A 25,795-nucleotide genomic window follows, 5' to 3' on the forward strand; every position below is an offset into this window, starting at 1 on the left:
TCATTGGCCACCCCACTGCGCGCTGAGCTGGAAGCGCAGCGGCCGGTTCGGCTCCTGCTCGGCGATCTCGTGGCGCACCAGGGCCACCGACCCGAACCAGCCCTGCTCTTCCATCTTCGCCACATAGGCCAGCATGTCGTCGCTGTTGCGCGCCTCGGCCGTGATGCGCAGGACGCGGCGCTTGGCGTCCGGTTCCAGCGCCAGCAGGGCCACGCTGTCCGGCGTGGCGCCGCGCACCGCCTCGACCAGGTCGCGCCACGGCAGGTTGAGCTGCATGACGGCGTCATTGACGGCCTGCGCCTGGGCGTCGGACACGCTGAACTTCGGCGGCGCGGCCACCGGCAGCGCTTGCGGCGCCTGCGAACGCGCCGCGATCGCCGCCTGCAGCGCCGCCAGCCCCTCGCGCTCTTCCTGGTATTGGCGCACCTGCGACACCAGCACGAAGCACAGCATGGCGGTGGAGAACAGGAAGCCGGCAAAGCGCGGCGGAACCCGGAACAGGGTGCGCCGCAGCGTGCGCGGCGCGAAATCGATGTTGGTGCGCTTCATGATGCGATCCCGGTGCGCGCCAGGCGCACGTGCAGCGGCCAGTCGGCGCTGTCGTCTTCCAGCAGGGTGCAGGCGAACTTCAGGCGTCCGGCCGAACTGGCCCAGCCGGCCGGCGCGGCGCCGCACAGCTGCAGGCGCTCCGGCCGCCCTACCCCGACCCGCAAGGCCTCGCGCGCGACGTGGGCTTCGAGCCAGTCGCGGTCGGCCCCAGGCGGGATCACGGCGGTGCGCACCGCGGCCAGCGCCGCGCCCTCGTAGGCCGCGAGCGACAGCACGCCGCCATGCACCAGGCCGAACCAGGCGCCAGGCCGGCGCGCGCGGCGCCAGGCATTCATCGCGGCCACGAACTGCGGCGCCACCTCGACCAGGTGGAAGCGCTGCTCGCGCGCCAGCGTCTCCAGCAGCGCCAGCAGGGCCTCGGGCGCGGCGGCGGCCAGGAAGGGGCGCGCCGCGTCCCAGTCGGCGCTGATGCGCCAGTCGAGAGGCGGCGTGCCGAACAGGTGCTGGTGGCGCAGCGCGGCCGCGGCCTGCAGGTCACCGAAGCGCGTCGCTCCCTGTGGCGGCGGCACCTGCCACAGGCGCACCAGCTCGTCGGCCAGCACCACGGTCAGCGGCCAGCCGCGCGGGCGCGCTTCGCCCAGCAGCGCGCGCAGGCCGGTCGCCAGCGCGTCCGGCGCGCCGGCTTCGAGCGGCAGCTGGGCCAGCACCTCGGCGCCGGCGCGCGGCCAGCCGCTCACGCGCAGCAGCGCCAGGCCGTCGGCGGCGACGCCCAGGCGCAGGGATTGTCCGAACCGTCTACGCATGAAGGGTCACCCGCCTGATCTCGTCGATGGTGGTGGCGCCGCGTTTGACCAGGTCGAGCGCGGCCAGGCGCAGGCTGCGGGTGCCGTTGGCGTGGGCCGCGGCCTTGATGCGGCGGATCGGCTGCTTGTCGACGATCAGCTCGCGGATCTCGTCGTTCAGGGTCAGGATCTCGGCGATCGAGCGGCGTCCACGATAGCCGGTGCCGCGGCAGTCGCCGCAGCCCTTGCCGCGCATGAAGACGTACTCCTGGGCGTCCTCGCGCGCCAGGTGCACCGATGCGAGCTCAAGCGCATCCGGCTCGTAGCGCACGGCGCAATGCGGGCAGTTCATGCGGATCAGGCGCTGGGCCCAGATGCCGTTCAGTGCCGACACGAAGGCATACGGGTCGATGCCCATGTGGGTGAAGCGGCCGAACACGTCGAACACGTTGTTGGCGTGGACCGTGGTCAGCACCAGGTGGCCGGTCAGGGCCGACTGCACCGCGATCTCGGCGGTCTCGCGGTCGCGGATCTCGCCGACCATGATCTTGTCCGGGTCGTGGCGCAGGATCGAGCGCAGGCCCTTGGCGAAGGTCAGGCCCTTCTTTTCGTTGACCGGGATCTGCAGGATGCCCGGCAGCTGGTACTCGACCGGGTCCTCGATGGTGATGATCTTCTCGCGGCCGTTGTGGATCTCGGTGAGCGCCGCGTACAGCGTGGTGGTCTTGCCGGAACCGGTCGGCCCGGTCACCAGCAGCATGCCGTAGGCTTCCTGGGCCAGGGTGCGCAGGGTCGCCAGCGAAGGCGCGTCGAAGCCCAGCGCTTCCAGGGTCAGCGCGCCGTAGGACTCGATCATGGCGCGCTTGTCGAGGATACGGATCACCGCGTCCTCGCCGTGGATGCTGGGCATGATCGAGACCCGCAGGTCGATGTCGCGCCCGCCCGACTCCACCCGGAAGCTGCCGTCCTGGGGGATGCGGCGCTCGGCGATGTCGAGTTCGGCCAGCACCTTCAGGCGCGAGATGATGTGCTCTGCCAGCTCGACGCCGCCGACCGTGGCCGCATGGTCGAGCACCCCGTCCACCCGGTACTTCACCGCCAGGCCGCCGGCCGTGCTTTCGAGGTGGATGTCGGAGGCGCCGGCCTTGAGCGCATCGTAGAGGGTCGAGTTGACCAGCTTGACGGCCGGGCTGCCGCTCTCCGAGACCGAGGCGAAGGACAGCACCTGGTTGGCCTTGCCGTCGCGCCGGGCATCGCCGTCGCCGCCCACCAGGCTGTCCACGGCGCGTGCCGATTCTTCCTGCTTGGAGAGATAGGCCTGGATGTCGGACTGCAGCGCCAGGCACAGGTCGAGCGGAGACCTGGCGGTGGCGCGCGCCTGCGCACCCAGCCAGGTCTGCAGGTCGAGGTCGAAGGGATCGGACAGCACCCCTAGCAGGTGGCCGGCGCCGTCGCGCAGCAGCACGCAGTGGCGCGACATGGCCTGGGCCAGCGGCAGCAAATCAAAGGCCGGGGACTGCGCCAGCATGGCGGCGGTTTCCATCACCGGCAGCGCGAAGGGCGCCGCCAGCTCGCGGATGATGCTGCGCGGCTCCAGGCCGGTCAGGCCTTCCAGTTCGGCCACCAGGCCGCGGCGCGAGCCCTGTGCCAGCGCACGGGCGCGCGCCAGCAGTGCCGGGTCGAGGACCTTGTCCCTGGGCGCGTTCACGACATGTCTCCGGCCAGGTCGAAGATCGGCATGTAGAGCAGCACCACGATGGCGCCCACCACCAGGCCGATGGCCGCCATCAGGAGCGGCTCGAAAGTACGGGTGAAGCGGTCGATCCAGCGCGTGATCTCGCCGTCGTAGAAGGCGGCCGACTGGGTCAGCATCGGTCCCATGTCGCCGGTGCGCTCGCCGACGCGCAGCATGCGCAGCGAGATTGGCGTGGTCAGGCCGTTTGCTTCGAAGGCATGGGACAGCGGCTGGCCCGATTCGATGGCGGCGCGCGCATGCAGCAGGCCCTTGCGCACGTTACCGGTCACCATCGGCTGCACGGTCTCGATGGCGCCGACGATGGTGATGCCGCCCTCGGTCAGCATGCCGAGCGTCAGGTAGAGGCGCGAGAGTTCGTAGATGCGGGCGCGCTCGCCGATGCCGGGCAGGCGCACCAGCAGGCGGTTGATGCCGCCGCTGCGCGCCAGGCGCCGCACGCCCGCCACCGCGCCGACGATGGCGAGCAGCGCCGCCACGCCGATGGCGCTGCCGTGCGCGGACGCGAACTGGCCCCAGTCGAGCAGCAGCTGCGACATCCAGGGCAGCGAGCGCCCTGCCCCCTGGTAGACCTCGGCGAACTTGGGCACCACGTAGCCGATCAGGAAGGCGCTCACGCCGCCGCCCACCAGCAGCAGGATGACGGGATAGATGGAGGCGCTGACGATCTTGGAACGCACGGTGTCGATGCGCTGCTGGTAATCGATGTAGCGCGACAGCGCGCGCGGCAGGTCGCTGGTGCCTTCGGCGGCGCGCACGATGCCGACGTACAGCGGCGGGAACAGGTCGGGCTGGGCGGCCAGCACGCTGGAGAAGCGCTTGCCCTCGCGCAGCCCGCCGAGCAGGCGTTCGAGCACGCCGCGCGCGCCCGGGCTGGCTTCCTTCTCGAGCAGCGCTTCCAGGCCCTCGACGATGCCGAGGCCCGCGTTGAGCAGGGCCAGCAGTTCCTGGCTGAACAGTACCAGGGACAGCTTGGCGCCGCCACGGCGTCCGAGTCCGGCGAAGGGCGAGCTGCGCGCCGGTTCGACGGCGCTGACGAACAGCCCGCGCGCCTCCACCTGGCGGCGCGCGTCGAGGGCGTCGGCGGCATCGACGACGAGCTTCGAAATCGACATGTCGGGCGCAAGGGTACGTACGGCGAACTGCATGAAGGCGGGCCCGGCTATGAACGCGAGTTTATTGGTGTGATGTCAGAAGATCACTGCGACGAGATGTCGGCGTTGTCGCCGGTACCGCCCGGCTGGCCATCCTTGCCGAGCGACAGGATCTCGTACTCGGCCTTGCTGCCCGGAGAGCGGTACTGGTAAGCACGGCCCCAGGGATCCTGCGGCACGCCCTTCTTCAGGTAGGGGCCGTTCCACTTGGCGCCCGCGCTCGGCGGCGCCGCCATGAGCGCGTTCAGGCCTTCCTCGGCGCTCGGGTAGCGGCCGACGTCGAGGCGGTAGGTATCGAGCGACTTGTCGAAGGCTTCGATCTGCGCCTTTGCCACCGTCACTTCGGACTTGCCCAGCTGCGAGAAATACTTGGGGCCGACATACGCGGCGAGCAGGCCGATGATCACGATCACCACCAGCAGCTCGAGCAGGGTGAAGCCCGCAGGACGCAGGGCGGGACGCGCGGCGACGCGCTGTTCGAATACTGAAACCATCGACCGACTCCTAATTGCACATACGAAAAGCTTGGCGTTGAAGGCTACCACGGCGCCCAAGGCCAAGACAACATTTCTTTATTTTTTGCCATCACGACGGCTGGGCCCGCTTGCGCTGCCGCAAATCGGGACGGGCGCACGCCGCTTCAGCGCGCGACCGGTGCCGGCGACGAGGCGCCGAGCTGGCAGGCGCCGCTGCTGCAGACCGCGCCCGGATCGGGCTGGTGGCGGCAGATCGATACCATGCCGCCGGCCTTGATCTCGGCCAGGCGCTCGGCCTTGTGCTGCTCGCCGAGTGCGCGCAGGGCTTTTTCGTCGGTACCGGACATCGAATACGGCAGGTAGGCCTGCGGACCGCCGCATGCCATGGCGCCGATCGGCAGGGTGCGGCACTGGCTGGACTCGGTACAGGAAGCCGGGCCGATCAGCGCGCGGATGCGGGCCAGGGTGTCGCCGCCCTGGGCCGGCGCACTGCTGTTACGGCCAGGATCCTGGGCCTGGGTGGTACAGGCAGTGCATCCGAGCAGGAGGATAAGGATGAGTTTTCGCATCCTGCCATCTTCCCTGCTTGCCAGAATGTGGTCAAGCGAATCACGGTATGCATGGCAAAGCTTGTCGGCACACCAATCCTTCCGTCCTTACGTCGCTGTGCAGCAACGGTCTGCTGTTGCCGCAGAACATCAATTGCCGTACGGAATTTTTTATTTCATTAAAAACAGACGCCACAACTGCATCTAAAAATCAGGAACGTCGCGCATTTTTATTTCTAAATCTTAATATTTGCTGTTCGCTAACGAAAAAAATTGAGCGCTGGAAAAATTTACTCACTACAATAGATTCTGTTACTGACGAGCCCGCTCACCCAGACCGAATCATGAACATCTCTTTCCGTACCATCGCCGCCCTCGCCCTGACCACCCTCCTGACCGCCTGTGGCGCAGGCCAGCAGGAGTCGCACATGCCGATGACCCTCGGCACGGCAGTGCAGAGCGACCTGAACGTCGCCGCAGCCGGCGGCGCTGCCACCCCAGCCGCCCCTGTCGCCTCGACCGGCCCGGCCGTTGCCGCTGCCGCCGGCCCGAACAACCCGGCCCCGGACTGCGCCGCCGAAGGCTGCACCAGCCTGCGTATCATCGACGGCAATGCCGAAGCCTACCGCCTCGACGCGATGCGCCGTGCCTCGGCCGACGACATGGGTCCGGCACAGTCCTGATTTCCCGGTTTTCCTCATGACGGCGCCCTTGCGGCGCCGTTTGTCTTTCCAGAACAAAAACACCTGCCGGAGGCAGGTGTTTTGCTGCAGCCACCCAGGACCAGCTTAGTTGTTCAGCGAACCCGTGAACAGCTTCGGCGTATAGTCGATGCCCTTCTTCTTCTCGCCATACGTAAAGCTGAAGTCCACCGTCACCTTCTCGCCCGGGGCGATCGTGGTTTCCGGCAGGCTCAGGTAAGGCGAGCCCTTGTGCGTGCCGTGCGCGCCGTCCAGGACCACGCCCGGCGTCAGGCCCGAAAACACGAAGTGCAGCGGACCGCTCAAGGCGACATTGCTGGTGTTGGTGAACATCACTTTGCCGCTGTACTTCGAGGCTGCGTAGTTCACCGCCAGGCCGCTCTGGACAGCGCGCACCGAGGCGCTCACGTCCACGTAAGGCGGGGTCAGGTCGAGGCTGACGACCACCGGATCGTGGTCGGAGGCGCGGTAGGCGTTGCTCGCATACAGGTCCTGCGGCTTGCCTCCCACGTTGTAGTCGATCACTTCCGGCTCGTCGGCATTGTTGTGCCATTCGGCGGCGCCGGCCACCTGCTTGCCCAGCGAAGCGCTGCTGAGGGCATGGTCCAGGTAACCGCTTTCGCCGTCGAACACATAGGAATACACCATGCCGTGCGGGCGCACGAAGCGCTCGAGCTGGTTGACCAGGCCGGCATCGAGCAGGGCCGCGATCGGGTCTTCGGAGCCGTAGGCATTCATGTCGCCGATCACCAGCACGTCCGGGTCGTTCGCACTCGCCACCACCCGGGGGATGAAGACCTTCGCCAGGCGCTGGGCCTGCAGCACGCGGGTCGCGTTCCAGCAGCCCTGGCCGTCGCCGCGGTCGCGGTCGGCTTCGGTGTCCTTGCTCGTCGGACAGCCGGCCTTGGCCTTGAGATGGTTGACGATCACAGAGAACTTCGCGTCGTTGTTGGCACGGAAGGTCTGGGCCATCGGCGCGCGGTTGTTGAGCGTGTCGTCATCCGACAGCGCGGCGCCCACCAGCGCCAGCGATGCCGGCTTGTAGATCATCGCGACGCGGATCGCGTCGGTGCCGGTGGCTTCCGGCTTCGGCACGGCCGCGTACACCGGCCCGCCCAGCGCGGCATTGAGTGCGCCGACCAGGTAGTTGACGGCGACGTCGCCATTGTTCTGGATCTCCATCAGGCCGACGACGTCGGCATCGAGGGCGATCAGCGACTTGACGATCTTGTCGCGCTGGCGCACGAACTCTGCCATGTTGTCGGCGCCGCGACAGTTGCTGGCGCGGGTGTTCGAACCGATGGTGCAGCCCTGGCCGGTGGCGCCGTCGACGTTCTGGCCGTTGGTGAAGGTGGTGAAGAAGTTCAGCACGTTGGCGCTGGCGACCTTGATGCCGGCCGGCAGGACTGGGGCAGGCAGGCGCGGGTTGCTGCGCGAGAACTCCGGCGCCACGGTCGGCTGCAGCTTGAAGCCGGTGCCGCCGCCGCCCAGCGCGCCGAAGTCGAGCACGCCTTCCAGACCGGTCACGGTGTCGCCGGTGCGCACGGTGGCGTCAGGGCCGATATACGGGATCACCGGCGGCGTGACGAACAGGCCGTCGTCCAGCACGATCGCGTTGGCGGCATTGTCCGCGGCCATGGCCAGCGCTTCCGGCGTGCCGGCACGGTAGCGGTTGGTCGGGATCTCGCGGCGGCCGCTCGACAGGGTCAGCTCGCCCCGTGCGCCCACGTACTTGTTCTGGTTGACCGTCAGCGGGTTGGTGAAGCGCACCAGCATGCCCTCATGGGCTTCCAGGTCGCTGCCCGGCAGCGTGATGTTGGCCGCGCTGACCGCCGGGCCGGCGCCCAGCACGCGCGACACGGTGTCGGTCAGTTCGGTATAGGTGTTGGTGGCGCCCGACGCACCGTATTCGGTCACGGTGCCGGTGACGCGCACCAGCTCGCCCACCGCGCCGCTGGTCGACCCGAACACGAAGATGCCGTCCGAGGTGGACGGGTCGCCGTCGCCGGCCGGATCCTGGATGAAGTAGCCGCTGCCGACCTTGGCCGTGATCACGCCCTCGAGGGTCTGGTCGGTGCCGGCATGGGGGCTGCTTGCGCCCGGGCCCTGGATCACCGGGATGGTGTGGCTGGCGGCCGCGCGCACTTTGACCGTGCAGCTCTGGGCCTGGCCCCCGTCATTGCTGAAGTTGACCGTCACCGTGTGGCTGCCCGGGGCGACCGAGGCATCCGCCACCAGCTTGACCGTGGCGGCGCTGTCGACCGCGCCGGATGCGGCGAACTCGTCGAGGCGGATACCGGCCACGCCCGAGATGATGGCGGCGCCGGTCACCCGGCTGTCCTTGTCGATGGCCGACAGGCTGGCGGCCGCCAGTTCGCCGTGCGGGCGCAGGATGGTCGCCGGGCAGCTGGCGATGATCGGCTCGGCGGCGGGGCCGGTCGAGCCGCAGGCCTTGAGCGCACTGGCGCTGTTGCGCGGCGCGACGCCGCCGACGATGAAGTCGTCGATGTTCGAATCGCTATCCTCGCAACCGCTATTCTTGCGCGACGCCGACTCGTTGTTCGACAAGAGCTTGACCGCGCCCCTGCCTTCGTAAGCATTGGCGCTGCCGAAGCCGACCAGGTCGACCAGGGCGCTGGAAGCCGGCTGAGTTCCGCTCAGCGCCGTCTGCGCGCTCACCAACGCCACCTTGCCCGAGGCGGCGCCCATTGGAATGGCCCCCTGGACATCGGAGGGCACGTCCTCCGCCCCCAGGTTGCTGCCTGAAGCCTCGCGGATCAGGTAGTACTGTCCTGGCTGCAGTACGACGTTGGCAGGAATCTTGGTCAGCTGCCACGTGTCGCCTCCCGCCGCGGCATATTGCACGCTCCAGCCCCCGACGGACACTGCGGCGCCGCTGCGATTGAAGATCTCGATGAAATCGTAGCGGTACTTGGCGCCGCTGTTTCCGCCGCCGCCATACACCTGGCTGATGACGACATCGGCAGGCGCAGCGCACACCGGAAGCGCGAGGCTGGCAAGCAGCGCGGCCAGCACAGTAGGTCGCCCAGGGAAGTGTATGGAAGCAAGGAACTTGTTCATGTAATCCTATAAGTGGGGAAATAATGTTTATGAAACACTACTTAGCAAAACGCAATTTATCATCAGAAAAATACATAGTAAATGTATAAATTTGCAATTTGATGACATTGTTGTGTTCATGCACCACGGATACACGCGCAAGCGCAGGCGCCGCCGGTCGGGGCGCTGAGGCGCGCTTCATGCCGATGCGGCCCGCCTATCTGCCGCGATAGGGAGCGGCCAGCGGTTCGCCGATGAACAGCCCCTGGGTGGGCCAGGCGACGCTCTTCCAGTAGGCCTCGATGGCACTGTTGCCGCTCAGGTAGTGACGCAGCAGGACGGAGGGATTGGGGAATTTCTGCCAGTGATTGCAGGGCTCGCTGACGGTGCCGTAACTGGCGGTGGCGCCGGCTTCCAGCCAGCGCAGGCTGCTCATCTGGGACGTGCCGAGCAGGTCGCCGCCGAGCGAGGTCAGGTGGTCGGCCAGGGCGCCGGGCACGAAGCCGATGGTGTCGAGCTTGGCCACCTGGGCCATCCCGGTCTGGTAGACCAGCACGTCCTTCACCCCTTCCAGTGCGTCGGCCTGCATCACCCTGGTCGTGAGCCGGCGGCCGGGGATACGTCCGGGGCGCGGAAAGAAGCCGGCGCGGGTATTGCGCGCCTTTTCCGAGGTGGCGAGGTAATAGGCGGTGGCGGGCACGGTACGGAAGCCCGCCGCCACGCCGCGGTCGATCAGGTCCTTCGCCTCCTGCACCGACTCGGTCGGCAGCAGCATCGACAGGCGGATCTGGTGGTCGCCGAAGGGACGCGCCGACTTGCTGTTGAAATAGGGGCTGGGCTGGCCGGGGGAACAGGTCTTGGCGCACTGGCTGCCGTCGAAGCCGAGGGTGTAGGCGCCGGTGATGGCATTGCAGTCGACCGCATAGGGCGCGGTCCAGACCATCAGCACCGCCTGGACCTGGGGGCCGAGCTGGCTGTCGATTTCTTCCTTCAGCAGGCGGAACTGGGCCGGACTGATGCTACGAGGCTTGCCGGGAATGCGCACATGCACCACGTTCGCGGCCGGGATATCGCGCCGCTTGCGGTAGTAGGCGCCCACCGCGACGCTGTTCGGATCCTCGTCATTGATGACGATCGCCAGTTGCGCGGGTTTCAGTGCGGACGCGGGCGCGCCGACGGCAGCGGTGGCGCAGGACAGGGACAGGCAGCAGAGAAAAATCGCACGCAGGGACGCATGCAAGAATGCTTGCAGTTTCGGTCGCATCGGATCGGTCGCATGGTGAACGGACGGCGGAGCCGAAGCTCCGCCGCCATCATGCCACAGCTTGCCGTTTCGTCTGCTCACCGCTGAGCGGTGCGGCCGCTGCGCCGCCCTGCCCTGCGACCCTGGTCAGTGCCTGCGCCGGCGTGCAGGCTGCGCGCGCCGCCGCCACGCGGTCCAGCCCAGCACGCCCAGGCCGCCGATGAACATCGCCGTGTTGGCGGGTTCGGGCACGAGCGAGATCGAATACACCTCGAGTGCATTGACCCGGAACAGCTGGCCGCCGGTGCTGCCGTCGATGAGGCTGGTGCCTTCGCTCAGGCCGTCGCCATAGCTCACCTGCCAGGACATGGCCGCGTTCAGTTGGTCGTTGACGAACAGGTCGGGGCCGGCGCCGAAGGTCGGGCCGTGATTCGGGTCGTTGAAGGTCTGGCGCAGGCCGCGGTTCGGCAGGACGTTGTCGCGCATGACCTGGCGCCACAGCTGGGCGTCGGTGTAGTTGAAGATAAAGGCGGTGCGCTGCCAGTCGTTCGGCGTCTCGTGCCAGCCATCGGTGGACGACCAGCTCTGCGGATTGTAGCCGCCGACGATCCAGCTCTGGCCGAAATTGTCGCTCACCTGGAGCAGCGTGAAGGTCATGCCGGCGCCGTCGGCAGCGGCATGGAAGTCGCGCGAATTGTGGCCCTGTTCCCGGGTGTAGATGTTACGCAGGTCCAGCGGGCCGGCGCCGAGCCAGCGTTCGAGCTGGCCGTACAGGGTCAGGTCCAGCAGAGGCACGCCGTTCTGGGCGTATGCCGCCGGTGCGGCCAGCACGACGGCCAGCGCAGACGCTGCAAGGATTGTTTTCATGGATTTTCCCCTCGCTCGGTTCAGTTGCGAGCAATTGTATGCCCGCGTTCCGGAAGGGGTTCGCACGGTTCCGCTGCGCAAGCGGCTTCAACTGTACGGCAGGGCCGTACAGTTGAGCTCAATGGCGCCGGATCAGGCGCGCTGGTAGATGTCCTCGAAGCGGACGATGTCGTCCTCGCCGAGGTAGCTGCCGGACTGCACTTCGATGATGTGCAGCGGCAGCTTGCCCGGGTTTTCCAGGCGGTGGTTCATGCCGATCGGGATGTAGGTCGATTCGTTTTCCGACAGCAGGCTGACGCGGTCGCCGCAGGTCACGCGCGCGGTGCCCGACACCACGACCCAATGCTCGGCGCGGTGGTGGTGCATTTGCAGCGACAGCTTCTCGCCCGGCTTGACGGTGATGCGCTTGACCTGGAAGCGGTCGCCGGCATCGATGCCCTCGTAGTGGCCCCAGGGGCGGTACACGCGCGTATGGTGCAGGTGCTCGGTGCGCGCCTTGCTCTTGAGGTGGTCGACCACCTGCTTGACGCGCTGCACCTGGTCCTTGTGGGTGACCAGCACCGCGTCCTGGGTCTCGACCACGACCAGGTTGTCGACGCCGACCACGGCCACGATACGCGATTCGGCACGCACCAGCGAATTCGTGACGCCGTCCAGGTAGACGTCGCCGCGCTGGGCATTGCCGTTGGCATCCTTGGGCTGCACTTCCCACAGCGCCGACCAGGAACCGACGTCGTTCCAGCCGATATCGGCCGGCACCACGGCGGCGTCCAGGGTCTTTTCCATCACCGCATAGTCGATCGAATCGGACGGGCTGTCGGAGAAGGCCTTTTCTTCGAGGCGGCAGAAGTCGAGGTCGCGGTAACCGGTGCTGACGGCCTTGCCGGCAGCGTCGGCGATGGCCGGTGCGTGCAGCTGCAGTTCAGCCAGGAAGCGCTCGGCGTGGAACATGAACATGCCGCTGTTCCAGTAGTAGCCGCCGTCGTCCAGGAAGCTTTGTGCGGTGGCGGCGTCCGGCTTCTCGACGAAGCGCGCCACCTTGTAGCAGTCGCCGCAATGGGCGACCGGTTCGCCGCGGCGGATGTAGCCGTAGCCGGTCTCCGGGGTCTTCGGCACGATGCCGAAGGTGGCCAGGGCGCCCTGGGACACCAGGGTCACGGCGCGCTCGACGGCGTCGCGGAAGGCCGCGCCGTTCTCGATCACGTGGTCGGCCGGCAGCACCAGCATCAGCGCTTCCGGATCGATCGCCTTCAGGTAGTGGGCCGCCGCGGCCACCGCCGGGGCGGTGTTGCGGCCGACCGGCTCGAGCAGGATGCCGAGCGGGGTGATGCCGATCTCGCGCAGCTGTTCCGCCACCATGAAACGGTGATCGTTACCGCACACCACGAGCGGCGCCATCACTCCCGGCCAGCCGGCCACCCGCAGCGCAGTTTCCTGCAGCATGGTCCTGTCGGCCACCAGCGGCAGCAGCTGCTTGGGCAGCACGGCGCGCGACAAGGGCCACAGGCGGGTACCGGCACCGCCGGAGAGGATGACTGGGTAGATTTTCATGCGCTTACTTTCTCTATGATTGTCTCGAACTCGTTGCTGGTCGTGCTGTCGGCGTCCTTGCGGCGCGAGCGCCGGCGGTCGCGCGCATTGAGCCATTCCTGTGAGGAATACTCGGAGGAATGCTTCATCTCGCCCTGGCGATCGACACTGTAATCTTTGAAAACGATCATTTCGTGCAATGTTACATCATGCAACACCCGTGTGTATTCAAACAACACACTACGCACCACTTCGGCGCCTTCGCAGATGTGGCTGCCATGGCCGATCCAGGTCGGGCCGACGATGCGGGCACCGGCCTCGATGCGGACGTTCGAGCCGATGTAGACCGGACCCTCGATGACCGTGCCGTTCCAGTCGATGCTGGTGTTCAGGCCGGTCCAGACGCCGGGTTCGATCTGTATGCCCGGCACGTCCATGTGGTTGACCTCACCGGTCAGCACGGTCTGCAGCACTTCCCAGTAGTCGCTCATGGTGCCGATGTCGAGCCAGTTGAAGGGGCGGCCCTGGGCATAGAACGGCAGGCCGCGCTCGGCCAGCAGCGGGAACAGTTCGGAACCGATGTCGAAGGCCACGCCCGACGGAATCAGGTCGATGACTTCCGGCTCGAAGATATAGATGCCGGTCGAAATGAAGTTCGACTTGGCTTCGGCTTCGGACGGCTTTTCCTGGAACTCGGTAATGCGGCCTTCGGCGTCGGTGACGACGACACCATAGGATGAGACCTTGTCCCACGGGACTTCCTTGGTGATGACCGTGGCCATCGCCCCCTTGCGGCGGTGCTCGAGGAGCGCAGCCTTGAGGTCGAGGTCGATCAGGGCGTCGCCGCACAGCACGATGGTGGTGTCGTCGAAGAAGCCGCCGAATTCCTGGATCTTCTTCATGCCGCCGGCCGAGCCGATCGGCTCGGGCACGACTTCGCCGTCGTCCTTGATATAGCCCTCGAACGAGTAGCCGATCTGGACCCCGAACTGCTCGCCTTCGCCGAAGTATTCCTCGATCTTTTCGTGCAGCCAGCTGACGTTGACCATGATTTCGGTCACGCCATGCTTCTTGAGGTGCTCGACGAGGTAGGCCATCACGGGTTTGCCCAGCAGCGGGATCATGGGTTTTGGCAGGTCATAGGTCAGCGGGCGTACGCGCGTGCCCTTGCCTGCAGCGAGAATCATGGCTTTCATCAGACCGTCCTTTACATAACTTGGATTATTTGGCTGTGGTTTGGTAGCGCCACACGTCGGCGCACATTTGAGCGACATCACGCTCGGCAGTCCAGCCCAGCTCTTCGCGCGCCTTGGTCGGGTCGGCGTAGCACTTGGCCACGTCGCCCGGGCGGCGCTCGACGATCTGGTAGGCGATCTTGCGGCCACAGGCCTCTTCGAAGGCCCTCACCATTTCGAGCACGCTGTTGCCGCGGCCGGTGCCGAGGTTGTAGGTGACGATGCCCGGCTCCCTGGCCAGGCGGTCGAGGGTCTTCACGTGACCGATCGACAGGTCGACCACGTGGATGTAGTCGCGCAGGCCGGTACCATCCGGGGTCGGATAGTCGCCGCCGAACACGGACAGCTTGTCGCGCTGGCCGTTGGCGACCTGGGCGATGTAGGGCACGAGGTTGTTCGGGATGCCGCTCGGTTCCTCGCCGATCAGGCCGCTCTCGTGGGCGCCGACCGGGTTGAAGTAGCGCAGCAGCGCAATGCGCCAGTCCGGCTCGGCCTTGGCAAGGTCGCGCAGGATGTCTTCGATCATCAGCTTGCTGCGGCCGTAGGGATTGGTGGCCGACAGCGGGAAGTCTTCGCGGATCGGTACCGAGGCCGGGTCGCCGTACACGGTGGCCGAGGACGAGAACACGATCGTCTTCACGCCGAACTTGGCCATGGTCTCGAACAGGATGACGCTGCCGTTGACGTTGTTGTCGTAGTAGCGCAGCGGCTGCGCCACCGATTCGCCGACCGCCTTCAGGCCGGCGAAGTGGATCACCGCATCGACCTTGTGGGCACCGAAGACGCGCTCCAGGGCTGCGCGGTCGCGGATGTCGGCTTCCTCGAAGACGAAGGCCTTGTCCGTGATCCGTTGCACACGCTCCTGTACCGATGCGACCGCGTTGGACAGGTTGTCCACCACGACCACCTCGTGGCCGGCGTTCTGCAGTTCGACGACGGTGTGGGAACCGATATAGCCCATGCCGCCAGTAACCAGGATCTTCATGTCGTTTCGCTCTCTGTGATATGTGTTACGTATTAGTAATGTGATAACGCGATACCCAGCATATCACTGCCGTGCCGGGCATGCACACACGCTCCGCCACAGCAGACGCGTGCGGCGCCATGCGGTCTCCGGCTTGCGTGGTCGCGTTATGATCGGTTGGGGCGCTTGTCTGTTCTTGCCCGGACGGCTTCTGTGGCCGCCCTATCCCTGCCTGGCCTGCCGGCCCTTGAGCGCTTCCTTGAACAACAGGCCGATAAAAGCCATGTCTTCGATGAAGTAGCGCCGGAACATGCGGCGCGGCTCCTGCAGGAAGCGGTAGAACCATTCGAGCCCGGATCTCTGCATCCAGAGCGGAGCCCGCTTGACCTTGCCGATCGCGACGTCGAAGGTTCCGCCGACACCCATGGCGAAGGGAATCCGCATATGGGCCTGGTACTTGCCGAGGAACTGCTCCTTCTTGGGCGAGCTGATCGCCACGAACAGCAGATCGGCCTGGCTCGCGCGGATCTGCTCGGCCACCGCCTGCTCTTCTTCCTCGCCCTTCCAGTAGCCGTTGCGGTAGCCCGCCAGCACCAGGCGCGGGTACTTGCGGGTATAGGTCTCGGCCACCTTGCTGACGACTTCCTCGCGTGCCCCCAGCAGGAACACGCGCCAGCCCTTTTCGCCCGCGCGCCGCATCAAGGCCTCGAACAGGTCGACGCCGGCCACCCTTTCCTTGAGCGGCTTGCCGAGCAGGCGCGAGGCCCACACCACCGGCATGCCGTCCACGTTGACCAGGGCGCAGTCGTTGATGATCTGGCGCAGTTCCGGGTCGCGGCTGGCCTTGACCAGCTTGTCCACATTGACCACCACGTGCTGGTGCGGCAGGCCGGTCTGGATGAAGCCTTCGACCTTGCCCAGCGTTTCTTCCATCGTCAGGTTGTCGACCTGACAGCCCATCAACGTGATCCGGTCATTCATGTGCGTCCTTTACAGCTGAGTGATTGACTTACGCGGCAATGTCCTTCGGCTTTGCCGCAGCGATCTCCCGGGAGAGGATCGCAACGATGCGTTCGGCGGCCTTGCCGTCCCACAGGTGCGGGCGGCGGCCTTGCTTGCCCTCGCCGCGCAGCACCTTGCGGGCTTCACGGACGATGGTGTCGGGATCAGTGCCTGCCAGCACGTTGGAACCTTCGTCGACCGTCACCGGGCGCTCGGTGTTTTCGCGGATCGTCACGCAGGGGACGCCCAGCGCCGTGGTTTCTTCCTGCAGTCCGCCGCTGTCGGTCAGCACCACGGCCGCGTCCTTCCACAGATTGAGGAAGGCCATGTAGGCTTGCGGACCGGCCAGGGTAATGTTCGGGCCGAGCTCGATGCCGAATTTTTCAATGTTGGCGCGGGTACGCGGATGGACCGGGAAAATCAGCGGCAACTCGCGCGAGATCTCCTTCAGCGCACCGGCGATGCGGGCGAAGGTGTCCGGCTCGTCGACATTGCTGGGGCGGTGCAGCGTCACCACGCCGTAGCGCCCGCCCTCGGCCTGCCGGGCCGACTTGAATCCACTGGTATCGAAGTCCGAGGTATCCGCCTGCGACAGCTTCTCGGCCTGGTACAGCACATTGTCCACCATCACGTGGCCGACATAGTGCACGGCGGATTCCGGCTTGCCTTCGCGACGCAGATGCTCGACGGCGGCCGGCTCGGTCACGAAGAACCAGTCGGAAATGCTGTCCGTGACGAGGCGGTTGATTTCCTCCGGCATGGCCATGTCGCCGCTGCGCAGGCCGGCCTCAACGTGGGCCACCGGAATCACCAGCTTCTTGGCCACGATCGAGCAGGCCAGGGTCGAATTCACGTCGCCCACCACCAGCACGGCGGCCGGGCGCTCAGCCTGACACAACTCCTCGAAGGCGACCATGATCTTGGCGGTCTGCTGGGCGTGGCTGCCACCGCCGGCAGCCATGAACACGTCCGGCTGGGGGATACCCAGTTCTTCGAAGAACACGTCATTCATCTCGCGGTCGTAATGCTGTCCGGTGTGGATGATCTTGAACGACAGGGCATCCTGGGCCCGAAGCGCGCGCACGATGGGTGCAATCTTCATGAAGTTCGGACGGGCACCGGCAACGAGGTAAATCAGCATTTTGGACATTTCCCTTTAAAAACTTGTTTGTAATTGTTGAATTCAGTAATTTTTTACTAATGCAGAAACGTTATTGTAAACCTGCATTCGACAGGGACGGCGGACGATACGGTCGTGATACGAAGCACTTCGCACGGACGCTTCGATTCGTAGGTGCGCGAGCACCAGCCGAGCGGCGGATTCTCGGCGCCGCGCACCAGTTCCAGCTGCAGGTCGGCGCCGCTGGCCTGCATCTGCAGCACGAAGCGCTTGCCGCGCACCGACAGGCCGTGGCTGGTCAGGCGCACGTCGAGCTCGGGCGCGAAGTGCCAGAACAGTTCGACCTTGTGCTGCTTGCGCGCCGAGACTTCGTCGCGCACGACCAGGGTATTGCTGGTGCCGTCGAAGCGCACGCTGCGCATGTGGCGCACCGGGTCCGACAGGCGGGTGTAGCCGTCGTGCGAGCCGCGGAAATCGAAGTCGTTCGGGCTGCTGGGCATGCGCTCGATGCGGGCCTGCGCCTTGCGCAGCCACATGAAGCGCCCGCCGCTGGTCGACTGGTCGAGGCCGTCGATGCGCACGGTATTGTGGCTGGACGTGCCGCGGAAATAATCTCGCCACTTCTGCTCCTGCCAGTAGGAATAGGTACCGGGATCGATCAGGCATTCCTCGCCCGCCACCGAGAGCGTCATCGCCAGCGCGTCGGCATGGCCGTGGGCCGCGATGCCGAGGTAGCCGAGCGGACCGCAGTCGAGCATGCCCTTGATCTCCTGGTGCTCGCCGAAGTGGTTGCCGAACAGGAGGTAGCCGCCGTCCGGGAAGGCCCAGCCGGTATCGACTTCGTGCGGGTCGCAGTCCGGGCGCGAACCGGGCAGCGCGTGCAGCAGCCAGCGCACGCCGGGGTGGGTATCGCCGGCGGCGCCGAACACGGTGTCGCCCAGCGCCAGCAGCTGGGCGGCGCGGTCCATGCCGGAAGCGTCGAGGCGGAACACGCAGCCGTCGTCGGCATCGCCCACCGCCGGCACGTGGCCGCTAGCGTCGCGCACCGAGCGCAGGAAGCGCAGCGCGCGCTGCAGCGACGCCCAGTAGTGGCGCGGGAAAGGCTGGCCGCAGGCCTGGCCCATCAGGCCGGCGACGAACAGGAATTCGCTCGAGAAGATATGGTAGGCGAAGGCTTGCTCGCGGTTGACGCCGTCGCGCGAATACTGGGCCACGGCCTCGTGTTCGAGCTCGCGGCGCGCCTGCTCCAGCCACTCGCCGGATTCCTTCCAGCACGGCCAGGTGCTGGCGCCGACGTAGAGGCCGGCCAGTTCGCCGATCAGGTGGTTGTTGGCCGAGGAATGGCGCGACAGGTGGCGCGCGATGCTGCGGCAGTGGGCATGGATGCTGCCATGCCAGTCTTCGCGCAGCTTCTGGCCGGATTCGCCGTCGAACAGGGGGCTCTTTTCGCCGCCGACGAGCTGCCAGACCAGGCTCCAGTTGATCAGGCGAATGCCCAGTTCGAGCGAGCTGGTCCAGTTGGGACCGGTCAGCGGCGGGCATTGGTCGAGCCAGCTGCGCAGCTGCTGTCCGAGCGCGTGCAGCCAGCGCACTTCGCCGCTCAGCACCCAGGCCTGGGCCAGGCGGACGAGGTGCAGGTGGCGGTTCAGTTCCCACACGTGCTTGATGTCGCCGACCTGTTCGCGGTTGGTGATGGCGATGTCGCCGGCGTAGATGGCCGGACCGGTGACGCCGGTCTCGGGATCGCGGTTCCAGGCGGTGGGCACGCCGACGTCGAAACGGCGTTCGGCGAACAGCACCACATGGCCGGCGCAGATGCGCTCGGCGTCGAGCAGGAGGGCCTCGATTTCAGCGGCGTCGAGCGTGGGGGCGCCGTGCACGGCCAGCGTGCGCGCGCGCGGCAGCGGCGTGGGCGCGGTGCGGCCCGCCATGCGCCGGCCCATCCGGGTGGCGGCCGCCTGGCGGACCCGGTAACCCACTTCGGCCACCGACATGCAGCGCAGCCGGTTCACCAGCCAACCTATCCTTACTGTTGCGTTCATCTCTCTCCCCCGCTTTGGTGGTCGCGATGTTGCTTCAGCTGCGCTGCTGCCGCAATTGCTGATACACCGCTGATATTTGTCCGATCACGACGCCGGACTCGAATTCCTGTTCGATGGTGGCGCGGGCACGCGCGCCCAGGCGGCGGCGCTCCCCGTCGTCGCCGAGCAGCTTGCCGAGGGCAGCTGCCAGCGCATCCACCTTGCCCGGCTCGACCATCAGGCCGTTGTCGCCGTCGCGCAGCGCATCCGGGATGCCGCCGACGCCGGTGCTGACCACGGCCTTGCCGGCAGCCATCGCCTCCAGCAGCGCCATCGGCAAGCCTTCGGCATGCGACGGCAGGCAGAAGATGGCGGCGCGTGCCAGTTCGTCCTGTTTGCGCCCGGCGGTGACCCAGCCCAGCTCCTCGATGCGCTCGGCCACGCCGAGCGCCGCCGCGCGCGCCTTCAGTTGCGCCAGCTCGCCCTGCCCGCCGACTGCCAGCTTCAGCTGGGGGTAGCGGTCCTTGAGCAGGGCCAGCGCTTCCACCAGCTCATAAATGCCTTTGCGCGGCTCGACCTGGCCGAGGAACAGGATGCGCCCCGGTTCGGCCCGGTCCGGCCCCGCAGGGGGCAGCGGCACCGAGTTCGGGATCACGACGACCCGGGCGCGCGGCGCGAAGCCGTTCAGGTAGCTCGCCCAGCGGGTGGACAGCGCGATCACGACCGTGCTCTTGTCGAGCGTATGGCGGATCCAGCGCCGCATCAGCGGGTTCGAGCGTTCGATGAAACTGTCGAAGCAGGCACCGTGCAGGTGGAACACGGTCTTGGCGCCGCTCGCGCGGGCCAAGGCCAGCAGCACCGACTTGCGCACGAAACTGCCGTTCGAGGCCGCATGCGCATGGACGATGTCCGGGCCGCGCGCCAGGCAGGCCAGAGTGCGCAGCAGGCCCTTGAGGGCGGCGCCGAGCTTGGCGGCACGGCTGCCTTCGGCGTGGGTCGACACGTAGCAGACGCCCTCGCGCTCGAACAGGCCGTTCTGGCGCAACAGCGAGACCACGGTGGCGACGCCGCCGCGTCCGCCAGGCTCGGTACCCAGCATGAGCACTCTGGGCGATGCATGCGTCGCCGCTGGCGCTGCTGGTGCCGATACCCGGTTCATGCCATTCGCCCTTCCCTCCGAGGCTTGCAAACAAGTTTGCAAAATAGAAATTGTTTTGGATAGTACAACAGTGTTTACTCCAGGAAGCGCACGATACGATGCCTGCGGAACTACAGTGTTGTTTTTTTAACCCTGTCGAGGCATGATTTTCGTGTATGTTTCTGCAACAATCCGACCCAGAATAGCATAGGTCCGGTGGCTCCTTACGTACGCTGGGCCACGTTTCGCGAACTCCGCGGCAAGGGCCCGGTCCTCCAGCAGACGCCGCACGGCTGCCGCAAACGGGGCCGCTTCCATCGGCGCGCACAGCCCTGCCCCGCTCTCGGCGATGACCAGCTGCTGGTCCGGGATGTCGTTGGCGACGCTGGGGATGCCCAGCGCCAGGTACTCGACCAGCTTGGTCGGCGAGGAGACGTCGAACAGGGTGCCGCGCGGGATCGGCGACAAGCCCACCTCGGCCCGCACCGCGTAGCCGAGGGCGGTGCGCTGGGGCAGCCAGCCGGTCAGCAGCACGTGTTCCCCGACGCCGCGGCGGGCGATCTCGGCGCGCATCCAGTCCATTTCGTCGCTCGAGGCGGCGTCGCCGGCGATCACCAGCAGCACATCGGGGACGTCCTGCTTGAGCTGCTCGGCGACGTCGAGCAGGAAGTCAGAGCGGCGCGCCTGGGCGATGCGGCCGAGGTAGAGGACCACGCGGCGGCCAATCAGGCGCGGGTCATCGACCGGCTCGACCGTGCTGCGGTCGAACAGCCCGGCATCGACGCCCATCGGCACGGCGGTCATGCGCGCGCGATCGAAACCTTGCGCCGTCAGCCAGTCGGCCATGGCTTCGCTCTGCACGAACATATGCCGGGCGCCCGGCAATACCAGGCGGTAGATGACGAAGCGCGAGGCGGCCGCGCGCAAGGCGTGGGCGAACCACTTCAGGCCTTTCTTGCGGCTGCCGATCTCGTCGCGCCGCACCTCGAAGCCTTCCACGATCGGGAAGGACATCCAGTAAATAAAAGGAACGCGCAGGAGGGCGGCGGCCAGGCGGCCGAGCAGGCCGGAGGCGATCTTGTCGCGCACCTGGATGCAGTCGGGCCGCCCCTTGCGTCGCGCCCGCAGCAGGCCGCGCAAATCCCAGAGGGGCGACAGCACGCTGGCGAAGCGCGACTTGAGGCTGCCGACCATGTGCATGCCGCCCGCCGGCCACGGCGCCCCGCCCTCGCTGCCGGACTGCCCTACCAGCTCGGTGTGCACGCCGTAGCGCGGCATCTCGGCGCCGAACAGGGTCAGTACGTCGGCACGCAACGGAGGTAGAGGATCACGGACGATGAAGGCGATGGACAGGGGCTTGTGCATGCGATTCATAAGGATGGGCAAGACCAGCCGATTCTAGCGCAGCGTTTCGCGCGCACGCTCCGCCGTCGGGACGGATATGTGCGGTGCAGCACATCGGGGCAAAGAAAATGTTGCTCAAAAAATATTTAAGCGAAGCTGCATCCGGCTTGCCTGCCCGGACGTAGTACCACCACCGGATCGCCCGTTCCGGCTTTCGAGGAGAACCATTGTGAGAACATCAGCCAGCCTGGTCGTCGCCGTCACCCTTGCCGCCCTGTCGCTTCCCGCCAGCGCGGCCCCACGTAGCGCCTGCACCAACGATGACCGCGAAGGCGGTCCCCTGCTGGTGGTCGGACTCAGCGCGGACATGCAGCTCGTCTGCTTCAGAGAGAAACGGCCGGACAAGGCGCGCAGCATCGGCAGTATCAGCGGCCTGATGCGGGGAGATGCCCTGGTCGGCATCGATTACCGGGTCCAGGACAAGCAGTTATATGGCGTCAGCCGCAGCGGCGGCATCTACCGCATCGATCTCGCCGGCGCCATGGCGACCAAGGTCGGCAACCTGACGGTCATGCTGGAGGGAAGCTCGTTCGGCGTCGATTTCAATCCCGCCGCCGACCGCCTGCGCATCGTCAGCGACACCGGCCAGAACCTGCGCCACAACATCACTGCGGGCACGACGATCGCCGACGACCCGCTCGACTATCCGCCCGCCACCCCGGTGAACGCGGTCGGCCCGAATGCCATGGGGGTGACCGGCTCGGCCTATACGAACAACGACCTGTCGGCGACGACCGGCACCACGCTGTATGCGCTCGACACCAACCTGGACCAGGTCGCCCTGCAGTCGCCGCCGAACGACGGCACCCTGGCCGCCACCGGCAAGCTGGGCCTGGATGCCGGCACCGACACCGGCTTCGATATCTACAGCAGCGCGCGCGGCGGCGTGCAGGCCCTGGCCTCGCTCGCGACAAGCGGCGGCAAGAGCAGCCTGTACAGTGTCGACCTGCCGACCGGCAAGGCGACCCTGCGCGGCGACTTCCCGGCGCAGTACCGGGTGATCGGCATCGCCATCCCGCTCGATCAGGATTAGGCGGCGCGGCTTTCCTTCCAGCGCTGCAGTTGCGGCAGCAGCCCGGCACTGGCCTGGCTGTCGAGCTTGCGGCAGAAGTGGGCATTCGAAGCACGGATGCGCTCGAAGTCGCCGGCGTCCAGCACCTTGGGATTGCGCGCGCCCTGTTCCGGCCATTGCACGTAGCGGTAATTGTCGGACAGTACGCGGCCGGCGAAGCGTGAGCCCATCACCAGGGTCTGGAACAGCATCTCGTCCGGGCACTGGACGGTGCGCAGGAAGCGCAGCAGGCGCGGGTGCGCGTCAAGCAGGCGCAGTACCTCGGCGATGCAGTCGCGCGACAGGGCCCACCACGAGGCGCCGCCGTGCGGCACGAAGCCGTCCGGCATGCGCCGGCGCCGCCCGGTGGCGCGCAGCACGCGGTTGGCAAGGCCGCAGGCCAGGCGCTCCAGCCTCCCTCCTCCTTCGCGGTGGAAGAACTGGTAGCGGAAGCCCACGTTCCAGCCGCCCGGCGCGATGGGCGCCGTCTCGATCAGCTCGCGGTCGCGCAGCCGCTCCAGCTCGCGCTTGAGCAAGGCGTTGGGCAGCAAGGGGAAGTCCTGGGCGGACAGGAACACGACTTTGTCGAAGTCAGCTTGCTCGCGCAGGATCTGGCGCAGCGCGACCAGGGTGGCCTGCACCTGCGAGAAGCCGCCCCAGCGCACGTCGATGCGCGGTGCGACCTGGTGCGCGGCCGGATGCAGCGCGGCGGGGTCGAGCGCGCTCTTGCGGTCGAGGTGGACGTAGACGGTGAAATCGGGATCGCACAGGGCGTCGACCAGCGCGTTGATCTGGTCCATGTCCTTGTGCGCACAGATCAGGAATACCTGTTTCATCAACCTCCCCGTCCATAAAAAAAATCCCCCGCAGCCTGCGCCGCGGGGGACTTATTGCTGCGCGCCGAGTCTAGCATGGCGCGCGAACGGGACAGCGCCCGCTTAGTTGATGGTCACCGCCTGGCCGCCCACGGTCACGGTGCGCACCGAGCCCGAGGTCGAGATGCTCACGGTCGGCTTCTTGCAACCGACGTCGAGCAGCACCAGGTACTCGGCGGTGGTGTTGGCGTTGGCCTTCAGGTAGAAGGCGCCGTGGTCTTCCACCACGTTGGTCTTGGCGCCCGGACCGATCCACTTGGCGAAGCTGGCATTGGTGTTCAGCGAACGCACGCACAGCGACTGGGTGCCCGCCACGACCTTGACGTTCTGGCCGTTCTCGACCGTCATGATGGACGGGGTGTGCATGTTCCACTCGTAGGTGCGGGCCACGGTGCTGGCCAGGCGGTCGCGCACCAGGATCGCATTGCCGGCATTGCGCAGGTGCCAGACCTGGCGCTTGGCCATGGTCAGCTGGCCGCCATACGACGGGGTGGCGTCGCCTTCGGCATAGTCGTAGCTCGGCTGGGCGGTGAAGGCGGTGATCTTGCCGTTGCGCTGCAGCTGCTCGCGGTAGCCGGTCACCATCTGGCCCTTGCCGCCGTCGAAGGTGATCGCGTTCTGCGAACGGGTCTGGTGGTACCAGTCGGTCCAGTACGGCGAACCGTACCAGTCATACCAGCCGGCCTTGACCAGCAGTGGCTGGCCGGCGCTCGACAGCAGCAGGCCGTTCTGGTCGCCGTGGCTGTGGTTGAACGAGCCGTAGGGGCTGGACTTGAAGAAGGCCGAGATGCGCGAGCTCGAGCCGAGGTTGCTGTGCATCGCGACCCAGCCGATACTCGGGTAATAGGCCGAGTTCTGCGGTGCCTCCAGGTAGGTGGTGTAAGTCACCGGCAGCGGGTACTCGGCCTGCAGCAGCGACATGGCGTCTTCCATGCCGGTGGTGTTCTTCACGTACCAGGCGGCACGCGGCGACCACATGCGCGAGGCGAAGGCGCGGAACACGCGCGGGTCCGGCTTGGTTTCGGAAGCATCGCCGAAGGCGTGGGTACGCATGCCCGGCGGGGTGAATTCCATCGCGAAGTCGAGGAAGCCGAGCGTCCACGGTTTGCCGAAGAAGTTCACGCCGCTGGCCTGGGTCAGCGGATCCCACAGGGCCAGCAGGTAGCCGGCCGCGTATTCGGCATAGGCGGTGCCGTTGGCATAGCCGCCTTCCGGGCCGCTCCAGGGGTTCGGGCTCAGGGCATAGGCACGGAAGGAGAAGTCGAACCACTTCTGCGCTTCCGGGATGTCGCCCAGGGTCAGGGTCGAGATCAGCACAATGTAGATCAGGCTGGTATTGCCGTGCGAGTCGAACGGGTACTGGTCGAGGCGGCCGTTGTCGCCGGCCAGGCTGTTGTACATCTCGGTGGTGCGCACCTTGATCGCGCCCAACCAGCGCGCCTTGCGGGTCGAATCGAGCGAGCTGCCCAGCAGGTCGATGGCCTTGGCCAGGCCCCAGGCGATCTGGCGGGTGGCCTGGTCCTGGTTGGCGTAGCTGGTCGGGCCGGACGGATTCAGGGCGGCCAGTTCGTCGCCACGACGCAAGGCTTCGGTCAGGTACAGGCTTTCGCCCTTCAATTTGTACATCAGCGCCGCCGCTTCCATCTGGCGGGTCGCTTCGTTGATGCGCTGGCGCACGTCGGTCTGCTGGCTGGCCATGGCGGCGGTCAGCGGCGAGCTGATGACGATCGACCAGCGCGAATCCGACAGCGCCGGCACGGCGGTCACCTGCGCTTTGACTTCATTCCCGAGACGGCTCAGGTAGGGCTCCAGCGTGGTGCGCTTGGCGTAGTTCCAGGTCGAGAACGGCGTCACCGACGACGGCAGCGAGCGCGGCCGCGGCTTCGCCATGATGCGGTTGCGCAGGGTGGCGTTGTCCGGCACTTCGAAGGTGGTCGCCTTGCTGGTGATCGAGAAGGTGCGCGCGGTCGACCAGTCGTTGCTGCCGACCGGGCGCACGCGCCAGGTGTAGTTGCCGAGGGCCAGGGCCTTGGTCGGCAGGTACCAGTTGCGGTCGACGACGGCGCGGGTCGGCGTGCCGCCGACCGGGGTGATCTCGATTTCGTAGCTGGCCGGACCGGTCCCGTGACGGGCCCAGGTGAAGCCGGGCGGATTCTGCGCCTGCACCTGGTTCATTTCAGGCTTGGCTTGCACGACCAGGGGGTCGGTCGACTGGACCCAGTCGGCCCGTGCGGTGACGCTCGCGAACAGCGAGGCGAATGCAGCGGCCATGACCAGAATCTTGCGTTGAAATTCCATGTGGGTACTCCGAGAAAAAAATCT

21 protein-coding genes are annotated in these 25,795 nt (G+C 66.7%); 2 read left to right on the top strand and 19 right to left on the bottom strand.

Translation table 11 applies throughout. The annotated features are described in order from the left end of the window. The 6 genes from ACSQ25_RS17465 to ACSQ25_RS17490 all read right to left on the bottom strand — a co-directional run bounded on the left by ACSQ25_RS17465 (position 1) and on the right by ACSQ25_RS17490 (position 5,283). Entirely contained in the window at positions 1-549 is a 549-nt protein-coding gene (locus tag ACSQ25_RS17465) for a PilN domain-containing protein (protein ID WP_436106937.1), read from the bottom strand. Next, a complete protein-coding gene (locus ACSQ25_RS17470) occupies positions 546-1,352 on the bottom strand; it encodes a hypothetical protein (protein WP_436106938.1) in 807 nt (268 codons plus the stop codon). The genes ACSQ25_RS17465 and ACSQ25_RS17470 overlap by 4 nt, the downstream gene beginning before the upstream one ends. Further along, a complete protein-coding gene (locus ACSQ25_RS17475; protein ID WP_436106939.1) occupies positions 1,345-3,039 on the bottom strand; it encodes a GspE/PulE family protein in 1,695 nt (564 codons plus the stop codon). Before ACSQ25_RS17475 ends, ACSQ25_RS17470 begins: the two co-directional genes overlap by 8 nt. Beyond that, positions 3,036-4,232, bottom strand: coding sequence for a type II secretion system F family protein (locus tag ACSQ25_RS17480; protein WP_436106940.1), 1,197 nt, complete (start codon positions 4,230-4,232; stop codon positions 3,036-3,038). Before ACSQ25_RS17480 ends, ACSQ25_RS17475 begins: the two co-directional genes overlap by 4 nt. 50 nt (positions 4,233-4,282) lie before the next feature. Further along, positions 4,283-4,732 (bottom strand): type II secretion system major pseudopilin GspG, encoded by a 450-nt coding sequence (gene gspG, locus ACSQ25_RS17485; RefSeq protein ID WP_436106941.1) that lies wholly within the window; start codon positions 4,730-4,732, stop codon positions 4,283-4,285. Between the two features lie 146 nt (positions 4,733-4,878). Further along, positions 4,879-5,283, bottom strand: coding sequence for a hypothetical protein (locus ACSQ25_RS17490; protein WP_436106942.1), 405 nt, complete (start codon positions 5,281-5,283; stop codon positions 4,879-4,881). Positions 5,284-5,606: 323 nt separating this feature from the next. On the opposite strand from ACSQ25_RS17490, the gene ACSQ25_RS17495 reads away from it, so the two are divergent. Next, entirely contained in the window at positions 5,607-5,945 is a 339-nt protein-coding gene (locus ACSQ25_RS17495) for a hypothetical protein (RefSeq protein WP_436106943.1), read from the top strand. A gap of 105 nt (positions 5,946-6,050) precedes the next feature. Here the strand turns inward: ACSQ25_RS17495 and ACSQ25_RS17500 are convergent, their stop codons facing one another. From ACSQ25_RS17500 to ACSQ25_RS17550, 11 genes are all read right to left on the bottom strand, one after another. Next, positions 6,051-9,044, bottom strand: a complete 2,994-nt coding sequence (locus tag ACSQ25_RS17500) for an ExeM/NucH family extracellular endonuclease (RefSeq protein ID WP_436106944.1) — start codon at positions 9,042-9,044, stop codon at positions 6,051-6,053. 196 nt (positions 9,045-9,240) lie between these two features. Beyond that, a complete protein-coding gene (locus ACSQ25_RS17505; protein WP_436106945.1) occupies positions 9,241-10,263 on the bottom strand; it encodes a TIGR03790 family protein in 1,023 nt (340 codons plus the stop codon). A gap of 150 nt (positions 10,264-10,413) precedes the next feature. Continuing rightward, positions 10,414-11,133 (bottom strand): PEP_CTERM-anchored TLD domain-containing protein, encoded by a 720-nt coding sequence (locus ACSQ25_RS17510; protein WP_436106946.1) that lies wholly within the window; start codon positions 11,131-11,133, stop codon positions 10,414-10,416. A gap of 132 nt (positions 11,134-11,265) precedes the next feature. Beyond that, on the bottom strand, positions 11,266-12,684 hold the full coding sequence (locus ACSQ25_RS17515; protein ID WP_436106947.1) for a mannose-1-phosphate guanylyltransferase/mannose-6-phosphate isomerase: 1,419 nt from the start codon (positions 12,682-12,684) through the stop codon (positions 11,266-11,268). Further along, complete coding sequence (locus ACSQ25_RS17520) at positions 12,681-13,859, bottom strand: sugar phosphate nucleotidyltransferase (RefSeq protein ID WP_436106948.1); 1,179 nt, start codon at positions 13,857-13,859, stop codon at positions 12,681-12,683. Before ACSQ25_RS17520 ends, ACSQ25_RS17515 begins: the two co-directional genes overlap by 4 nt. A 25-nt stretch (positions 13,860-13,884) precedes the next feature. Beyond that, the gene (gene galE / locus ACSQ25_RS17525; protein WP_436106949.1) at positions 13,885-14,883 is read right to left on the bottom strand and encodes a UDP-glucose 4-epimerase GalE; all 999 of its coding nucleotides are present in this window, start codon (positions 14,881-14,883) and stop codon (positions 13,885-13,887) included. A 201-nt stretch (positions 14,884-15,084) separates the two neighbouring features. Next, the gene (locus ACSQ25_RS17530; RefSeq protein ID WP_436106950.1) at positions 15,085-15,843 is read right to left on the bottom strand and encodes a WecB/TagA/CpsF family glycosyltransferase; all 759 of its coding nucleotides are present in this window, start codon (positions 15,841-15,843) and stop codon (positions 15,085-15,087) included. Positions 15,844-15,871: 28 nt separating this feature from the next. Further along, positions 15,872-17,005: a non-hydrolyzing UDP-N-acetylglucosamine 2-epimerase gene (gene wecB, locus ACSQ25_RS17535; protein ID WP_436106951.1), complete on the bottom strand. Its 1,134-nt coding sequence runs from the start codon at positions 17,003-17,005 to the stop codon at positions 15,872-15,874. Between the two features lie 56 nt (positions 17,006-17,061). Then, a complete protein-coding gene (locus ACSQ25_RS17540) occupies positions 17,062-19,026 on the bottom strand; it encodes an alginate lyase family protein (RefSeq protein ID WP_436106952.1) in 1,965 nt (654 codons plus the stop codon). Positions 19,027-19,060: 34 nt separating this feature from the next. Further along, on the bottom strand, positions 19,061-20,104 hold the full coding sequence (locus ACSQ25_RS17545; RefSeq protein ID WP_436106953.1) for a glycosyltransferase: 1,044 nt from the start codon (positions 20,102-20,104) through the stop codon (positions 19,061-19,063). A gap of 186 nt (positions 20,105-20,290) precedes the next feature. Further along, positions 20,291-21,508: a glycosyltransferase gene (locus ACSQ25_RS17550; protein WP_436106954.1), complete on the bottom strand. Its 1,218-nt coding sequence runs from the start codon at positions 21,506-21,508 to the stop codon at positions 20,291-20,293. 208 nt (positions 21,509-21,716) lie between these two features. On the opposite strand from ACSQ25_RS17550, the gene ACSQ25_RS17555 reads away from it, so the two are divergent. Beyond that, positions 21,717-22,580 carry a DUF4394 domain-containing protein gene (locus ACSQ25_RS17555; protein ID WP_436106955.1) on the top strand — a complete coding sequence of 288 codons (864 nt, stop codon included), beginning with the start codon at positions 21,717-21,719 and terminating at the stop codon, positions 22,578-22,580. Here the strand turns inward: ACSQ25_RS17555 and ACSQ25_RS17560 are convergent. Together ACSQ25_RS17560 and ACSQ25_RS17565 are read right to left on the bottom strand one after the other, a co-directional pair. Continuing rightward, complete coding sequence (locus ACSQ25_RS17560) at positions 22,577-23,434, bottom strand: beta-1,6-N-acetylglucosaminyltransferase (protein WP_436106956.1); 858 nt, start codon at positions 23,432-23,434, stop codon at positions 22,577-22,579. The genes ACSQ25_RS17555 and ACSQ25_RS17560 overlap by 4 nt on opposite strands. Before the next feature lie 102 nt (positions 23,435-23,536). After that, complete coding sequence (locus tag ACSQ25_RS17565; RefSeq protein WP_436106957.1) at positions 23,537-25,771, bottom strand: DUF4962 domain-containing protein; 2,235 nt, start codon at positions 25,769-25,771, stop codon at positions 23,537-23,539. Positions 25,772-25,795: the final 24 nt, after the last annotated feature.

It is taken from the genome of Massilia sp. LjRoot122 (assembly GCF_964252725.1).
Lineage (GTDB): Bacteria > Pseudomonadota > Gammaproteobacteria > Burkholderiales > Burkholderiaceae_D > Telluria.

What these genes read in the sequence shown, in the direction of transcription:
- ACSQ25_RS17465 (WP_436106937.1), bottom strand. Translation starts at nt 549, where the DNA reads ATGAAGCGCACCAACATCGATTTCGCGCCGCGCACGCTGCGGCGCACC.
- ACSQ25_RS17470 (WP_436106938.1), bottom strand. Translation starts at nt 1,352, where the DNA reads ATGCGTAGACGGTTCGGACAATCCCTGCGCCTGGGCGTCGCCGCCGAC.
- ACSQ25_RS17480 (WP_436106940.1), bottom strand. Translation starts at nt 4,232, where the DNA reads ATGCAGTTCGCCGTACGTACCCTTGCGCCCGACATGTCGATTTCGAAG.
- gspG (WP_436106941.1), bottom strand. Translation starts at nt 4,732, where the DNA reads ATGGTTTCAGTATTCGAACAGCGCGTCGCCGCGCGTCCCGCCCTGCGT.
- ACSQ25_RS17490 (WP_436106942.1), bottom strand. Translation starts at nt 5,283, where the DNA reads ATGCGAAAACTCATCCTTATCCTCCTGCTCGGATGCACTGCCTGTACC.
- ACSQ25_RS17495 (WP_436106943.1), top strand. Translation starts at nt 5,607, where the DNA reads ATGAACATCTCTTTCCGTACCATCGCCGCCCTCGCCCTGACCACCCTC.
- ACSQ25_RS17500 (WP_436106944.1), bottom strand. Translation starts at nt 9,044, where the DNA reads ATGAACAAGTTCCTTGCTTCCATACACTTCCCTGGGCGACCTACTGTG.
- ACSQ25_RS17510 (WP_436106946.1), bottom strand. Translation starts at nt 11,133, where the DNA reads ATGAAAACAATCCTTGCAGCGTCTGCGCTGGCCGTCGTGCTGGCCGCA.
- ACSQ25_RS17515 (WP_436106947.1), bottom strand. Translation starts at nt 12,684, where the DNA reads ATGAAAATCTACCCAGTCATCCTCTCCGGCGGTGCCGGTACCCGCCTG.
- ACSQ25_RS17520 (WP_436106948.1), bottom strand. Translation starts at nt 13,859, where the DNA reads ATGAAAGCCATGATTCTCGCTGCAGGCAAGGGCACGCGCGTACGCCCG.
- galE (WP_436106949.1), bottom strand. Translation starts at nt 14,883, where the DNA reads ATGAAGATCCTGGTTACTGGCGGCATGGGCTATATCGGTTCCCACACC.
- ACSQ25_RS17530 (WP_436106950.1), bottom strand. Translation starts at nt 15,843, where the DNA reads ATGAATGACCGGATCACGTTGATGGGCTGTCAGGTCGACAACCTGACG.
- wecB (WP_436106951.1), bottom strand. Translation starts at nt 17,005, where the DNA reads ATGCTGATTTACCTCGTTGCCGGTGCCCGTCCGAACTTCATGAAGATT.
- ACSQ25_RS17540 (WP_436106952.1), bottom strand. Translation starts at nt 19,026, where the DNA reads ATGAACGCAACAGTAAGGATAGGTTGGCTGGTGAACCGGCTGCGCTGC.
- ACSQ25_RS17545 (WP_436106953.1), bottom strand. Translation starts at nt 20,104, where the DNA reads ATGCTGGGTACCGAGCCTGGCGGACGCGGCGGCGTCGCCACCGTGGTC.
- ACSQ25_RS17550 (WP_436106954.1), bottom strand. Translation starts at nt 21,508, where the DNA reads ATGCACAAGCCCCTGTCCATCGCCTTCATCGTCCGTGATCCTCTACCT.
- ACSQ25_RS17560 (WP_436106956.1), bottom strand. Translation starts at nt 23,434, where the DNA reads ATGAAACAGGTATTCCTGATCTGTGCGCACAAGGACATGGACCAGATC.
- ACSQ25_RS17565 (WP_436106957.1), bottom strand. Translation starts at nt 25,771, where the DNA reads ATGGAATTTCAACGCAAGATTCTGGTCATGGCCGCTGCATTCGCCTCG.